The sequence below is a fragment of the Neisseria sp. P0006.S009 genome, from assembly GCF_051962915.1.
Classification (GTDB): Bacteria; Pseudomonadota; Gammaproteobacteria; order Burkholderiales; family Neisseriaceae; genus Neisseria; species Neisseria subflava_E.
In genome coordinates this window covers 1-254 of the sequence record NZ_JBQCUV010000019.1, presented here as the reverse complement: position 1 = coordinate 254, position 254 = coordinate 1, and the positions used below count along the sequence as shown (strand labels likewise).

The 254-nt window shown below is 56.7% G+C and carries 1 pseudogene; it reads left to right on the top strand.

Annotated elements, in window-relative coordinates:
• Positions 1 to 254, top strand: a pseudogene (locus ACTHTK_RS10300) (hypothetical protein); the annotation flags it as partial.

Sequence of the window (254 nt, the reverse complement as noted above, 5' to 3'; positions counted from 1 at the left end):
GCGACACCATCAATGTCAAAGGCGACAGCAACATCATCAGCGAAACCGTAGCCGGTGGTGCACAGCTGAAACTGGCCAAAGACATCACCGTTGACAGCGTCACCGCAGGCGACAGCAAACTGAATTCAGACGGCCTCACCATTACCGGTGGCCCAAGTGTGACCAAAGCAGGCATCGATGCCGCCGGCAACAAGATCACCAATGTTGCCCCGGGTACCGATGACACCGACGCCGTCAACTACAGCCAGCTGAAA